Genomic DNA, 12,207 nt, shown 5'->3' on the forward strand with positions numbered 1-12,207 from the left:
CATGAGCATTCCGAACCGGATTGCAACGCCGCCGGGGACCAAAAGATGGTGAATGCCAACACGCCCTAGTGGAAGGGGCTGCCCTCGGCGGGTGGGAACCGACTGATTTCCCAATATTCAACCGCCTGGTTGAATAATATTCAAACAGACAGCAGGACTGAATGTCAACCATTTCGTTCAAGCAGGAGCTATTTGATCATCTGGCCCGCATCGGCAAGGCGGTTGGCCAGGGACATCGTCTGGCCATGCTGGAATTTCTCGCCCAGGGGGAGCGGACGGTCGATGCCCTGGCGCAACTGACCGGCCTGTCGGTAGCCAATACTTCGAAACATTTGCAGCAGTTGCGTCACGCCGGACTGGTGGAGACGCGCAAAGAGGGGCTTTTCGTCCACTATCGCCTCTCCGATGTGGAAGTGGTCACGCTGCTGGGGGTCATTCGCCGCCTGGCGGAACGCCATCTGGGAGAGGTGGAGGAGCTGGTGCGCACCTATCTGCTCTCCAGGGACGGTCTGGAGCCTCTGCCTCGGGAAGAGCTGCTGGAACGCATGCGGGAAGGCACGGTGACGGTGTTGGACGTGCGTCCCCCCGAGGAGTATCGCGCGGGACATCTGCCCAAATCGATCAACATTCCCTTGAAGGAGCTGGAGCGACGCCTGCACGAACTGCCGCCGGACCGGGAGGTGGTGGCCTACTGCCGGGGGGCCTATTGTGTACTCTCCTTCGAGGCGGTCGCCCGCTTGCGGGAGAAGGGCTTCCGGGCCCAACGCCTGGAAGAGGGCTATCCGGAGTGGCGGCAGTCCCACCTGCCGGTGGAAGACGGCGAGTGAAAACCGGGGAAGAGCTTTCACCCCCCGGATCTCCCGCCCCCTCTCGTTTTCCCTGTGTTCCGTCGCCATTCTCGGGCAGAATGGCGTTTTTTTGATTGGGGGAGAAAAGATACACTTGAGGATATATACGTTTATGTATATATTTATCCCCACCTTCATCGTGTGGAAAATCGCACATTCACCAGACTGAAATGGACACGGCCATGCGCAAATGCACCCTTGGAGACGTTGATCTCGTTGGCAAGCGGGTTTTCATCCGGGTTGATTTCAATGTTCCCCTGGACAAGTCCGGCGGGGTGCGGGACGACACCCGCATCCGCGAGTCCCTGCCCACCATCCGTCACGCCCTGTCGAAGGGGGCGCGGGTGATTCTGGCCTCGCACCTGGGGCGTCCCAACGGCAAGGTGGCTCCGGAATACTCCCTGAAGCCGGCGGCCCACTGTCTGACCGGCCTGTTGGGGCAGGAGGTGGCCATGGTCGGGGATTGTGTCGGCGAGACGGCGGAAGCGGCGGTGGCTGCCCTGGGCAACGGTAAGGTGCTGATGCTGGAGAATCTGCGCTTTCATCCCGGTGAGGAGGCCAACGACCCCGCCTTTGCCGAACAGTTGGCCCGACTGGCCGACGTGGTGGTGGACGACGCCTTCGGCACCGCGCATCGGGGACACGCCTCCAATGTGGGCATCGGGGCCTTCGGCAAGCCGATTGTGGCGGGCTATCTGCTGCAGGCGGAGATCGAGGCCTTCCGCAAAGGGTTGTTGCAACCGGAGCGACCGGTGGTTGCGGTTCTGGGCGGTTCCAAGGTTTCGACCAAACTGGCGCTCATCGAGTCGTTGACCGCCAAGGTGGATCACCTCTTCATCGGCGGGGCCATGGCCTTCACCTTCCTGCGGGCCCGAGGCGGCGAAACCGGCAACTCGCTGGTGGAAGAGGCCTTGCTGGAAACGGCCCGCAAGGCCGAGGAGGCGGCGCGGCAACGGGGCGTGGGGCTGCATCTGCCGGTGGATGCGGTCATCGCCCAAACCCTGGCCGCCGGAGTGGAAACCCGTATCGTGGCTGCGGACGCCATTCCCGCGGGCTGGATGGGGCTGGACATCGGGCCGAAAACCCTGGCCAATCTGGAAGAGCTGCTGGGCAAGGCCCGCACCATCGTCTGGAACGGCCCTCCGGGAGCCTTCGAAACGGTCCCGTTCGATCAGGGCACGGTGGCGATGGCCCGGCTCATCGCCAACAGCGGCGCCATGACCGTCGCGGGCGGCGGCGATACGGTGGCCGCCGTGGCCATGGCCGGCGTGGCCGCCTCCTTCAACCACATTTCCACCGGAGGCGGCGCCTTCCTGGAGATGCTGGAAGGACGGGAACTGCCGGGAATCGCCGCGCTGGCCGAGTGTTGAGCCCTTCGGGGGGGATCTTTCCCCCCCGCCCCTTCCCGCCTTGTCCCGACCGGAGGCTTCGATGAACTCAACCGATCCCTTGACCGTCCTGCACGCCGTCAGCGTCGATCTGGACGAACGCGCCTTTCTCTTCCCCGAAGGCAAACTGATGAATCAGCTTCGCTTCGCCGCCCTGGCCAACGGCGAGGTTCAGATCGATGCCGTCTACGCCTTCAATGCCAGTCGCTCCACCCCGGAGCTGGTCCGACTCTCCCTGGATGACGCCCGCGAACTGGCCAAGCGCCTTGTGGAAGGTGTCTATCGCGCCCAAACCCAGCACATCGCCTCCGACTCCACCCGCATCACCCTCTTCGTCATCGCCAACGGCTACATGATCCAGATCGGCGACATGAACAACGCCCAGGAGATCTTCCTGAGCACTTCCGTGATCTGGCGGGTCTGCCAGGCCCTGCTGCGCGTGGTGGATATGCTCACCCCCGCACAAACTCATTGATCCACCACAGAAGGCGCTGCTACTGCACTCCCCGGCTATCCGACTTGGGCGCCATCGCCGCCTGGGCCTCCTTGAGAACCTTCTCCGCATCGTTCAGGAAGGCGCTCACATGGTTGACGGGCAGGGTGAGGATCACACTCTGCAAAGCCCCCTTGATCTTGACGGCGAATTCCCCCTGTTTGGCGGCCTCCCGCAAATAGGTCTCCCGCAGAGTGACCGTCACCAGCTCGTTCACCCAACCGTCGACCTTGCCCCGATCGACGGATTTTGCCGCAAGCTCGGTTCCGCCGGAATCGAAGGCCGATTTGACTTCACCCAATCCCCCCTGAACCGCACAATCCGCCCGGAGCTGATAGGAATCGAGCTTGGCAGCGAGGGAATGGACGCGCTGCAGTTCCGTCACGCATAAATAGCCGTTCTTCTTGGCGTTGAAGATGACCTGAGGCCCCTTGACGGTGTACTGACGCTCGAAGCGGTCGTAGACCTCCACGGTCCGGGTTTGAAGTTTGGGGGCCTCCTTCCTGGAATCCTCCTTGCCGGAGCGCTCCTTCCCCTTGGCCGGTTTCTCGGCGGACGGGGCGCTCTTCTCCTCCGGCGGCGACTCCTCCGCCACAGCCGGCCCTGCCAGCCAAACCCCCATCATCAATCCGGCGATCATGCAGCGACGGTCAGCCATGCGATACACACCCCTTGCGCAAGGTCAGTTCCCGAAGATTGGCCAGCGAGGTCAGGTGGCTGTAAATCCAGGCCATCTCCCCCGAACGGAACAGGTCCAGAACCTCCTGTTCCGGCAAGGCCAGCAATTTTTTCTCGTCCACGCACAAGACCCCACCCAGGGAGAGGGCCTCTCCCGACGGCAGGAGTGCCCGTGCCGCCCACTCCGTCAGCAAATCCATCTCCTGAAGGCGGTTGATGAACCGCTCGGTCTTGAGATATTGCGCCTGGAACTCCGACAAAAAGCGCACCGCGCTCTTCAACAGCTCGCTCTGTTCCCCACCCTCCCCGAAGAGGGCCGCTCCCCGTTCCCGGTTCCAGGCCGGAGAGGCTTCGTCGATGCACACTGCCAGCTTGCCATCGCCATCTTCCGCCAGAATGAAGGGATAACGCCGCACGTAGGCCGGAATATACCGTCCCTGCCAACGCCCCTGCCCGTCCAGGAAGAGGTTCTCCCCCCGCGACAGCCCCAGCATGACCACCGGCACCACCTGGCCGGCATCGCCCCTGGCGAAGACAATGGCGTACTCCCGCGCCGCCAGAGCGAACTCCACCCCCGTCACCATCAGGGAGTTCACCCCGGCGGCGAATCCGTAGTCCCCCTCGGGAAGATCCAATCGCCACTCCCGGTGGCGATTGCCGTTCAGAACCGCCGGTTGGCGATACATCGGATTCCGCTGCTGAATCCGCGCCGGGTCCGCCCCGGCCGCTTTCGGAAAGCGGTGGGGCTTGGGGGGTTCCGGCTGGCGCGGCCCCAGGACCGTCGGATCCACGCTCTTCCGCCCTCTCCCCTCCCGAAAGGGACTTTGCCCGTTCATGAAAATCCTTTCCAGATGGTTGATGATCGTTCAAACTCACCCTAGCCATTCGGGTTATAACCCATTATAGATCGAAATATCGACAGGGCAGAGTACAATATGCCAGGATCGAAATCAGCCCAACTCTATACACGCCCAATCTCTCATTTATACAGAAATTCGATGACCATACCGACCTTCAAAAAAACCTCTCCCGAGCAGGACGCTTCTCAGGCTGTCGGGGACTCCCCGGCCACAACGTCCCGGAGGCGTGTCCGGGAGAGCCGGAACGCCCTTTCCGGCCTGTTGCGCCAGGCCACCAGCCATTATCTGCTGGTGGCGGAGGAGTCGCCGCAAAGCGCCGAACTCCGGGCCTTTCTGGAGAGTTCCCAGGAACGGGTCCACATCCTGTCGCCCCGGGAAAATCCCCAGGCCTTCCTGAAGAAACATCCCATGGATCTGGTGATTCTGGATCTTTCGGGGGTGGGGGCGGAACTGCCCCTGATCAGCCAGGTGCGCAAGGCGGGGCCGGTCGGTCTGATCCTGATCAACCCCCAGCCGGACAAAACCGATTGGGTGGGCTGCCTGAATGCCGGGGCCGATGCCATTCTGCCGGCCAATACCGACGCCGTTCTGATCCAGGCCATGGCCCGAAGCCTTCTGCGCCGCTCCCAGCCACTGGCCCCCGCCAACGAACCGGCTGCCGACAAGGAAGGGGACTGGATTCTGGACAATCTCTCCTGGGTGCTGCATGCCCCCAGCGGAGAGATGGTTAAACTCTCGGTGATGGAAAAGCTCCTCCTGGAGACCCTCACCCGGCAAAACGGACAGGTGGTGCCCCGCTCGGTGCTGTGCAACGCTCTGGGCAAAACCGACACCCCCTCCTGCTGGCGCTCCATCGACACCCTGGTATTGCGCCTGCGCCGCAAGGTGCTGGAACACCTGCAACAACCCCTGCCCCTCTCCGCCGCCTACGGTCGCGGCTATGCCTTCACCGCCACCATCCGGCAGGGCCGGGGCCTGCCCCTGCAACGCCTTCGCGCCTGATCACCACGCCTTGGGCCGGAAGATGGGGAGTGGTCACCACGCCCCGACGTGACGCCCGGAGACCCCTCCCTCCGGGCGCCACGACGGCATGGGGCAACCCGCTGATCAATTGCACGGTCCCATGTACCGGGCCTGAATCTTGGTGGTCATGGTGGTGGGCCCGCCGCCCTCCATGCCCTGAACCGTCATAACCACCACTCCGGAATACCCGGTGGCGGAAAAGGTGTAGTCACCTTTGCCGGTCATGTGCTCCGCCGGACAGTTCAGGGAAAAAGTGAGGTTCTGACTGCCCATCTTCTGATCCGTGACCTGACACTCCTCAACGGCCCCCTCCTCCTGCAACAGGCGCTGGGGATCCTTGAAATCGTCTTTCTTCATACATTGTTGGATCGTCTGGGGCCCCATGTCCATGGGCATACCGGGCATCTGGGTCGCCATGGAGATTTCGTAGAGTCCCTCTTTGGCGCCTTCAAGCCCATCGGCCTGCAGGGTCATGCACCAGCCCATCGCCAGGATCAGTCCCGCAACGCTTGCCTTTCTCATCTCTTCCCTCTCCGCAGGTCAGTATCCGCTTTTCGACGCCCGCTCCCCCCCGGTGGGCCACCCCAACCGACCCGCATGGTGCCGGAGCGGCTTCGCACCCATGCCAGGATCCTGTATACTCTTTTCCGCAAGGGATTGCCATCCGGGAAATCCGTTCCCGCCTGTCCGGCCATCAAGGAGTCTGCTCCATGATCTTTTGTCCCATCACCCGGGCGCAGTTGCTGGCCTTTTTGCCCAAAAACGCCACCGTTGCCGAAATCGGCGTCGCCGAAGGCCACTTTTCCCAAACCATTCTGCAAATCGCCCAACCGGCCCGGCTGCATCTGATCGATCCCTGGATCCATCAGGAGACGGAAAGCTACGCCAAAGACATCAACAACGTCTCCGACGGGGAGCAGGAATCGCGTTTTCAGGCGGTGTGCCGACGCTTTCAGGCCGAAACGGCCTCCGGGCAGGTGGTGATACAGCGCGCCTTCTCCGGCGATGCCCTCAAGACTTTTCAGGGCACCCCCTTCGACTGGATCTACATCGACGCCCTGCACACCTTCGAAGGGGTCTGGGACGATCTGACCGGCTACGATGCCCTGGTCAAGGAGGATGGTTTCATCCTGGGGCACGATTACACCAACCATCAACTGGCCAGCCACATGGGTTTCGGCGTGATCGAGGCGGTGGATCGCTTCGTGCGGGAGCGGGGCTACCACTTTCTGGCCCTGACGGCGGAGGATTTCCCCACCTACCTGCTGGCCCGACGCCGCGACAGCCCGGCCGCTCAAAAACTTATCGCCAACCTTTACTACCACCTGCCCCTGGTCATGGAGATCGAGGACCATCCCGATGGCCGGGGTTTCAAACAACGCCTGTATGAAGTCAACGGCAAGAAGGTGGTGGTTTCGGCGTTTTGAAGAGGCCCACGGCAAAACAGCCCCGTCGGGGGCTGTTTTGCGTTCGGATATTGGGGAACGGGCAGGCCTAACCCGACGGTTTCCCCAGGATCAAAGGCCGGCGATCCTTGACCACGCTCAGATCGACGCCACCGCGATCCACCCCGATGATCTGCCGTCCCCCGAAGACCCGGTCGCAACCATGCTGGGTAAAGGCGATGATGAAGTCGGCATCCGCCGGATTGGGGGTATACTTCAGGAAGGGAGGCATGTGATAGGTCGCCGCCAGGCGATGTCCGCAGACCGCCACCTTGTAGCTCTTGCCTTCGATTTTGCCCCCGTTCTCCATCATGACGTAGTCGGCCAGTTCCTGGGTGGCCTCCGCCAGGGAGTTGCCCCAGTAGTCGAGTTCGAACCGCCCCTTGGCCCCGCTGACCCCGCCGGCAATGGCGTTGTAATAGATGTATTCGTTGGGATGCAGCCCGTCCATGATCCAGAGTTGGACCAGCAGAAAACCGGTCAAGGCTACGGCAAAACCGTTGCCCAACTTCGGGGAGAAGCGGGAAAATCGCTCCCAAAGCCGATGCAGACCGATAGCCGCCATCACCGCCAGGGAAGGCAGCAGAAAGGCGAAGTGGCGTATGCCGTTGTAGGCGGTGGGACGTTCCACCAGAAAAATCAGCATGGGCAGGACGAAAGAGATTACCAGGAGCAGGCCTTGCAGGAAGCGGGTCTCGTCAAGCCCGTTCTGTCGCATCTGCCGCCATTTCAACCCGGCAAACACCGCCGCCAGCAACAACCCCACCAGAACGACTTCCGGCAGACTTACCAACAAATAGGTAGGCAGATAACTCGCCGGAAGCTGTTTTGCGGAGACCCACTTGCCATCCAGAAGGGTTTCAAGGTTGATGGAGTAGTGAGTGAAGTGATGGACGGCCACCAGGGGATTCAGGGGTGACTGACAGGCCCAGGGCCAAAAGACCAGCATCACCCCCCAGGCCACGGGAAGACCGGGCAGGAGGCGGGCGATCAGCGGGAAACTCGTTTTCAGGGTAGTGAACCAGGAACGCGATTCCCTCCAGCGCAAGCCAACCCAGGTCAAAAGGACCAGAAGGAGATAGATGCCCGCCAGACCACCTCCGACACGGGTGCCCAAGGTCAGCCCCAGGCAGGTGGCGAAGAAGAGTACACTGCGCAGAGAGGGTCGCGGCAGCATGGCCACCAGTTTCGCCGAAGCGTAAAGGGTCCAGGCCATGCCGACGGCGAAGGGAATGTCCTTGGGATTGTTGAAGCTGGGACCGAAGTAGGCCGGGGTCAGCGCCAGCAGGATCACCGAGAGGAATCCGGCTCTCTCCCCCGCCAGCAAGCCACCGAGTTTCCACACCCCGGCCAGTCCCAGCACCCCGACCAGCCCGCCGAGAAGGTGACGGGTTTCGTATTCGCCCAGAGGGGAGAAGGTGTTCAGCACGGCAGCCACGAAATCGAACAGGCCGCCGTAATAGAAGAGATCCTTGTAGGTCAGGGCCGAGAGATCCTTGAAGCCCGTGACATACCACGACAGGATCATTTTGCCATAGTCGTTCTGCACCTCTTCGTCGGTGGTGATGCCGTAGTCCTGATAGTTGAGCATGACCAGAGCCATGACCACCAGCATGGCCACCTTGGCCAGATCGCGGTAGAGGAAGGCGCTCTCCCAATGGCGTTGGGCCATGCAGGTTTGTGCCGAAGGCGCCGCTTCGACGTGGACCGGCATGCTTTTTGGGGGCAGAAGCCGCGCCGGTTCGGCCATGCTGCCGGATGGCTCGCGGGAAGGGGGACGGGCCAGCCCCAGAATGCCCAGCGCATCCCGAATGATGTAGAGCGGCCGGCCCTTGACCTCGTCGAAGACGCGGCCCAGATAATCCCCGATGAAACCCAGGGTCAAAAGCTGCATGCCCCCCATGAACAGAATGGCGGCCAGAATCGATTCGTAGCCGGGGATGTCCACCCCGTATACCAAGGTGCGCACCACCCGGTAGAAGATGTAGAGAAAGGCCAGCAGGGAGACCGTGGCCCCCACCACACCCCAGACCCGTAGCGGAAAGTTGGAGAAGGCGGTCAAACCAACGGCGGCGAAGCGAAACAGTTTGACGCTGCCCCATTTGGAGGCCCCACCGACGCGCTCCTCCTGCTCGTAAGGCACCCCTGTCTGGCGAAAACCGACCCAGGTGAAGATGCCCTTCATGAAACGGCTGCGTTCGGGCATGTTGTTGATGACATCGACCACCTTGCGGTCCAGCAGACGGTAATCCCCCGCCTCACGGGGCAACGGCATGCCGGTCAGATGTTCGAAGACCCAGTAGAAACCACGCGACAGCAGACGCCGGGAGGCCTTTTGTCCGACACGGGAATGGCGCACCGCGTAGACCACGTCGTAGCCTTCGCGCCAGCGTTGCACCATTTCCGGAATGATCTCGGGGGGATGCTGCAGATCGGCGTCCATGGGGATCACCGCCCGCCCCTGGGCATGGGCCAGTCCGGCGGAGAGGGCCACCTCCTTGCCGAAGTTGCGCGAGAGGTCGATCACCTTGATGCGGGCTTCCCGTTCGTGCCATGCCGCAAGGCCAGCCAGGGTGGCGTCGCGACTGCCGTCGTTGACGCAGATGACTTCCCACGGTTCAGCGAGCTGGTTCAACACCGGCAGGAGCCGGTGGAACAGGGCGTCGATGTTGTTCTTTTCGTTGTAAAAGGGCACGACGATCGAAAAGATCGCCGTCGGAACCACCTCACCGTCAATACCCGGTTGCTCAACGTCGCCCATAGGGTTCTTGCGCCTCCGACAGCCTGACGGCATCATGGGGTGGATGATATGATTCTCGACCTGTGGAGCCTGAAACGGTATGGCAATAACCGGCAAACCCTGCATCACGTTATGCGCCGACGACTACGGGCTGGCCCCGGGTGTGGGGCGAGCCATTCGCTCCCTCGTCGCCGCCAACCGGCTGAGTGCCACCAGTTGCATGACCCTCTCCCCATTCTGGCCCGAGGAGGCGGCTCTATTGCGCCCTCTGGGCCATCGGGTCGAGGTGGGGTTGCATCTGACACTGACGGATCACCCCCCGTTGGGTGCCATGCCGAAATTGGCGCCCGACGGACGACTGCCGTCCCTGCCGCGACTCATGGCCCTGGCCTATGGCCGTCGCCTCGATGCCGCCGAAGTGGCGGGGGAGATCGAACGGCAGTTCGCGGCTTTCGATTTGCACTTCGGCCGGGCCCCCGCGTTCATCGACGGGCATCAGCATGTGCATCAGTTACCTGTTATCGGCTCGTTGCTGCTTGAGCATTATCAAAATCGCTGGCCCGCGTCGGCAAACCCCAAGCCCTGGATCCGCCGCTGCACCGAACCGCTGCCCGCCATCTGGCGACGGGGCGTCTCCCCGCTCAAAGCCAGCCTGATCAGCCTGATGGGCCTTTCGCAAACCCGCCGGCTGCGTCGCGCCGGAATCCCCGGCAACAACGGCTTCCGGGGGGTGCGGGATTTCAAGACCTCGGGGTTCGCGTCCCTGCTGGAATCCTTCATCAGCCCGCCATTGGAGGGGGCTTTGATCATGTGCCATCCGGGATACGCCGATGCCATCCTGGCCGGGGCGGACGCGGTGGTTGGGGAACGAGAGGAGGAGTACGCGGCCCTGGCGGGGGATGCCCTGCCCCAGGCCTTGCGCAACGCCGGAGCGAAACTGCGGCTGCCGGAAAGTGTAGCAGAATGATCAACAATGAGGCACGTCAAAATATCCGGGAGCAATATCCAGGCCGTGGAAAGGGTCAGATCGATGGAGACGGGGCAACGCAACTGCCTGGAAAGGGTTTTCCAAAACCGTTGCGAGGGTCGAATCAGGATATTTCGATCCAGGACACATCCCCACACTCCAGAGACTGAAGCAGAATGGGGTCAACACCCAGCAACAATTCCGCCAGAGACTTCCAGTGGATATTCCCTGTACGCAACCAGATTACAGCGGGAGGCCAGCCCCTCAGCAAACTCATCTCCTGGAAATCACCGTCCTGTGTCACGATGACAAAGCCTTCCCTTTTAGCATAATTCCAAATTTTCAAGTCCGGAGCCCTGTCCATCCCCGCAACCCAAGCCTGTGTGGAACCTGGAAACCGATCCTGAAGGAGAGGAAGCATGCGCCGGGACAGATTCTGGTCCAGAAACAATTTCATGCCGCAGAAACAACCCGAGAGCGACGCTCCCGATTTGCGGCAAACGCCAGACAGGCAAGAATATCCTCGCGTTGCAATTCCGGAAAATCCTCCAGAATCTCCTCCGTCGATTGCCCGGCGGCCAGTCTGTCCAGCACATCCCCCACCGTTATCCGCATCCCCCGGATGCAGGGACGCCCACCCCGTTTTCCGAGTTCAAGGGTGATACGGTCTTGATAATCCATGGCTTTCTCCCCAACCGAGGCATTTGCTCCAGGTTTAGTCCTTCCTCCGGAAAAGTCAAGCTCTTTCCACCCCCTCCAACTCCCCCATCATCCATCCCACGCCGGCGAAGTGCAGAAACCAGGCGTTTTGCATTTGCCCGGCAAGCAACTCCCGGAAGAGTTCCCGCGGAAAGGGCTCCTCTTTGCTCAACAGGCGGGGGCAATGCACCGCCAGGATCTCGAAGAGGCCCCAGTTGAAACGGGGGTTGAGCAGGTAGCAAAGGTTGTCCCGGAAGAGGTGCAGGGAGAGGGGCAATTGTTCGTAGCCCTGGGTGCGTTGCGGATAGGTGGAGTAGACCGTTTCCAGCAGGGTGCGATGGTGCGCCGGGGAGAGCAACATCACCCCGGTGTTGAGCATGCGGGTTTCCGCCGTGTCCAGCTTTTCCAGGTTGCGGTACATGTGGTTGATGAAACGTTCCCAGGCCCAGCTCACCTCGGCCAGGCTCTGCACCGGGGGCAGTTGCGGTCGGGTTGCGGCGCTGCTGCGCTCCAGGCGGATCTGGCTTTCGACGGGCGAAAGCTGGGCATAGTTGTCCACGGCGCCCACCTTTTCCAGCGGCACCCCCAGACGGATATCGGGAGCGTGGGGCCGGATGAGGATATCGGCGTCGAGCCAGAGCAGCCGTTCGTACCCGGCGGACCAGGGTTGGCTCAGGATCAGCAGCTTCTGCCAGGCCGGCGAACGGCTGGCCGCCAGGGGCGATGCATCCAGAAAGCGGCTGATGACGATCAGATCGAAGCCGAAGCGGTCGCAATAGACCTGCCAGGAGGCGCGGGCCAGGCGCTGCCAGTTGGCCCGATACGCCGGGCCGATGGCCAGAGTGACCAGCGCGGTGCGGGATTGAGGTTGCCAGACCGGGGTTTCTCCCGGTTCGATGAAGATCGGAGCTGCCACGGACTCAGGGCCTTTGCAGACGCGAGGGTTTCACCGCCTGCAGCACGAACTGGGTGAGCCCGTCTTTTTCCGCAAGGTTGACGGGTGCAAAATCGGCTTGATAAATATAGCGAAAATCGCTCAAGGGGGGCTTCCCGACCTGCCGGATGT

13 protein-coding genes are annotated in these 12,207 nt (G+C 61.9%); 6 read left to right on the top strand and 7 right to left on the bottom strand.

Going from position 1 to position 12,207, the window contains the following annotated elements:
- Positions 1-161 precede the first annotated feature (161 nt).
- The 3 genes from HQL56_13295 (at position 162) to HQL56_13305 (ending at position 2,711) form a co-directional block, all read left to right on the top strand.
- Positions 162-827: a metalloregulator ArsR/SmtB family transcription factor gene (locus HQL56_13295; GenBank protein MBF0310495.1), complete on the top strand. Its 666-nt coding sequence runs from the start codon at positions 162-164 to the stop codon at positions 825-827.
- 203 nt (positions 828-1,030) lie between these two features.
- Positions 1,031-2,218, top strand: a complete 1,188-nt coding sequence (locus HQL56_13300) for a phosphoglycerate kinase (GenBank protein ID MBF0310496.1) — start codon at positions 1,031-1,033, stop codon at positions 2,216-2,218.
- A gap of 61 nt (positions 2,219-2,279) precedes the next feature.
- Entirely contained in the window at positions 2,280-2,711 is a 432-nt protein-coding gene (locus HQL56_13305; GenBank protein ID MBF0310497.1) for a hypothetical protein, read from the top strand.
- Positions 2,712-2,730: 19 nt separating this feature from the next.
- On the opposite strand, the gene HQL56_13310 is transcribed toward HQL56_13305, so the two are convergent.
- The gene (locus HQL56_13310; GenBank protein ID MBF0310498.1) at positions 2,731-3,387 is read right to left on the bottom strand and encodes a hypothetical protein; all 657 of its coding nucleotides are present in this window, start codon (positions 3,385-3,387) and stop codon (positions 2,731-2,733) included.
- Positions 3,380-4,243, bottom strand: coding sequence for a SapC family protein (locus tag HQL56_13315; GenBank protein ID MBF0310499.1), 864 nt, complete (start codon positions 4,241-4,243; stop codon positions 3,380-3,382). Before HQL56_13315 ends, HQL56_13310 begins: the two co-directional genes overlap by 8 nt.
- A 162-nt stretch (positions 4,244-4,405) precedes the next feature.
- On the opposite strand from HQL56_13315, the gene HQL56_13320 reads away from it, so the two are divergent.
- Positions 4,406-5,269: a response regulator transcription factor gene (locus HQL56_13320; protein ID MBF0310500.1), complete on the top strand. Its 864-nt coding sequence runs from the start codon at positions 4,406-4,408 to the stop codon at positions 5,267-5,269.
- Positions 5,270-5,374: 105 nt separating this feature from the next.
- On the opposite strand, the gene HQL56_13325 is transcribed toward HQL56_13320, so the two are convergent.
- Entirely contained in the window at positions 5,375-5,812 is a 438-nt protein-coding gene (locus HQL56_13325) for a DUF3617 family protein (GenBank protein MBF0310501.1), read from the bottom strand.
- Positions 5,813-6,000: 188 nt separating this feature from the next.
- Between HQL56_13325 and HQL56_13330 the strand changes: the two genes are divergently transcribed.
- Entirely contained in the window at positions 6,001-6,717 is a 717-nt protein-coding gene (locus HQL56_13330; GenBank protein ID MBF0310502.1) for a class I SAM-dependent methyltransferase, read from the top strand.
- 67 nt (positions 6,718-6,784) lie between these two features.
- Here the strand turns inward: HQL56_13330 and HQL56_13335 are convergent, their stop codons facing one another.
- The gene (locus HQL56_13335) at positions 6,785-9,496 is read right to left on the bottom strand and encodes a glycosyltransferase (protein ID MBF0310503.1); all 2,712 of its coding nucleotides are present in this window, start codon (positions 9,494-9,496) and stop codon (positions 6,785-6,787) included.
- 79 nt (positions 9,497-9,575) lie between these two features.
- On the opposite strand from HQL56_13335, the gene HQL56_13340 reads away from it, so the two are divergent.
- A complete protein-coding gene (locus HQL56_13340) occupies positions 9,576-10,442 on the top strand; it encodes a ChbG/HpnK family deacetylase (GenBank protein ID MBF0310504.1) in 867 nt (288 codons plus the stop codon).
- Between the two features lie 124 nt (positions 10,443-10,566).
- On the opposite strand, the gene HQL56_13345 is transcribed toward HQL56_13340, so the two are convergent.
- The 3 genes from HQL56_13345 to HQL56_13355 are packed head-to-tail and all read right to left on the bottom strand — an operon-like array spanning position 10,567 to position 12,057.
- On the bottom strand, positions 10,567-10,899 hold the full coding sequence (locus HQL56_13345) for a DUF5615 family PIN-like protein (GenBank protein ID MBF0310505.1): 333 nt from the start codon (positions 10,897-10,899) through the stop codon (positions 10,567-10,569).
- Entirely contained in the window at positions 10,896-11,123 is a 228-nt protein-coding gene (locus HQL56_13350) for a DUF433 domain-containing protein (GenBank protein MBF0310506.1), read from the bottom strand. The genes HQL56_13345 and HQL56_13350 overlap by 4 nt, the downstream gene beginning before the upstream one ends.
- A 55-nt stretch (positions 11,124-11,178) precedes the next feature.
- The gene (locus tag HQL56_13355; protein MBF0310507.1) at positions 11,179-12,057 is read right to left on the bottom strand and encodes a hypothetical protein; all 879 of its coding nucleotides are present in this window, start codon (positions 12,055-12,057) and stop codon (positions 11,179-11,181) included.
- Positions 12,058-12,207 lie beyond the last annotated feature (150 nt).

The organism is Magnetococcales bacterium, assembly GCA_015231925.1.
Lineage (GTDB): Bacteria > Pseudomonadota > Magnetococcia > Magnetococcales > JADGAQ01 > JADGAQ01.

Excerpts from the sequence above, each read along its gene's own strand:
- HQL56_13325 (MBF0310501.1), bottom strand. The coding sequence starts at position 5,812 with ATGAGAAAGGCAAGCGTTGCGGGACTGATCCTGGCGATGGGCTGGTGC.
- HQL56_13310 (MBF0310498.1), bottom strand. The coding sequence starts at position 3,387 with ATGGCTGACCGTCGCTGCATGATCGCCGGATTGATGATGGGGGTTTGG.
- HQL56_13345 (MBF0310505.1), bottom strand. The coding sequence starts at position 10,899 with ATGAAATTGTTTCTGGACCAGAATCTGTCCCGGCGCATGCTTCCTCTC.
- HQL56_13340 (MBF0310504.1), top strand. The coding sequence starts at position 9,576 with ATGGCAATAACCGGCAAACCCTGCATCACGTTATGCGCCGACGACTAC.
- HQL56_13295 (MBF0310495.1), top strand. The coding sequence starts at position 162 with ATGTCAACCATTTCGTTCAAGCAGGAGCTATTTGATCATCTGGCCCGC.
- HQL56_13335 (MBF0310503.1), bottom strand. The coding sequence starts at position 9,496 with ATGGGCGACGTTGAGCAACCGGGTATTGACGGTGAGGTGGTTCCGACG.
- HQL56_13350 (MBF0310506.1), bottom strand. The coding sequence starts at position 11,123 with ATGGATTATCAAGACCGTATCACCCTTGAACTCGGAAAACGGGGTGGG.
- HQL56_13300 (MBF0310496.1), top strand. The coding sequence starts at position 1,031 with ATGCGCAAATGCACCCTTGGAGACGTTGATCTCGTTGGCAAGCGGGTT.
- HQL56_13315 (MBF0310499.1), bottom strand. The coding sequence starts at position 4,243 with ATGAACGGGCAAAGTCCCTTTCGGGAGGGGAGAGGGCGGAAGAGCGTG.
- HQL56_13320 (MBF0310500.1), top strand. The coding sequence starts at position 4,406 with ATGACCATACCGACCTTCAAAAAAACCTCTCCCGAGCAGGACGCTTCT.
- HQL56_13330 (MBF0310502.1), top strand. The coding sequence starts at position 6,001 with ATGATCTTTTGTCCCATCACCCGGGCGCAGTTGCTGGCCTTTTTGCCC.
- HQL56_13305 (MBF0310497.1), top strand. The coding sequence starts at position 2,280 with ATGAACTCAACCGATCCCTTGACCGTCCTGCACGCCGTCAGCGTCGAT.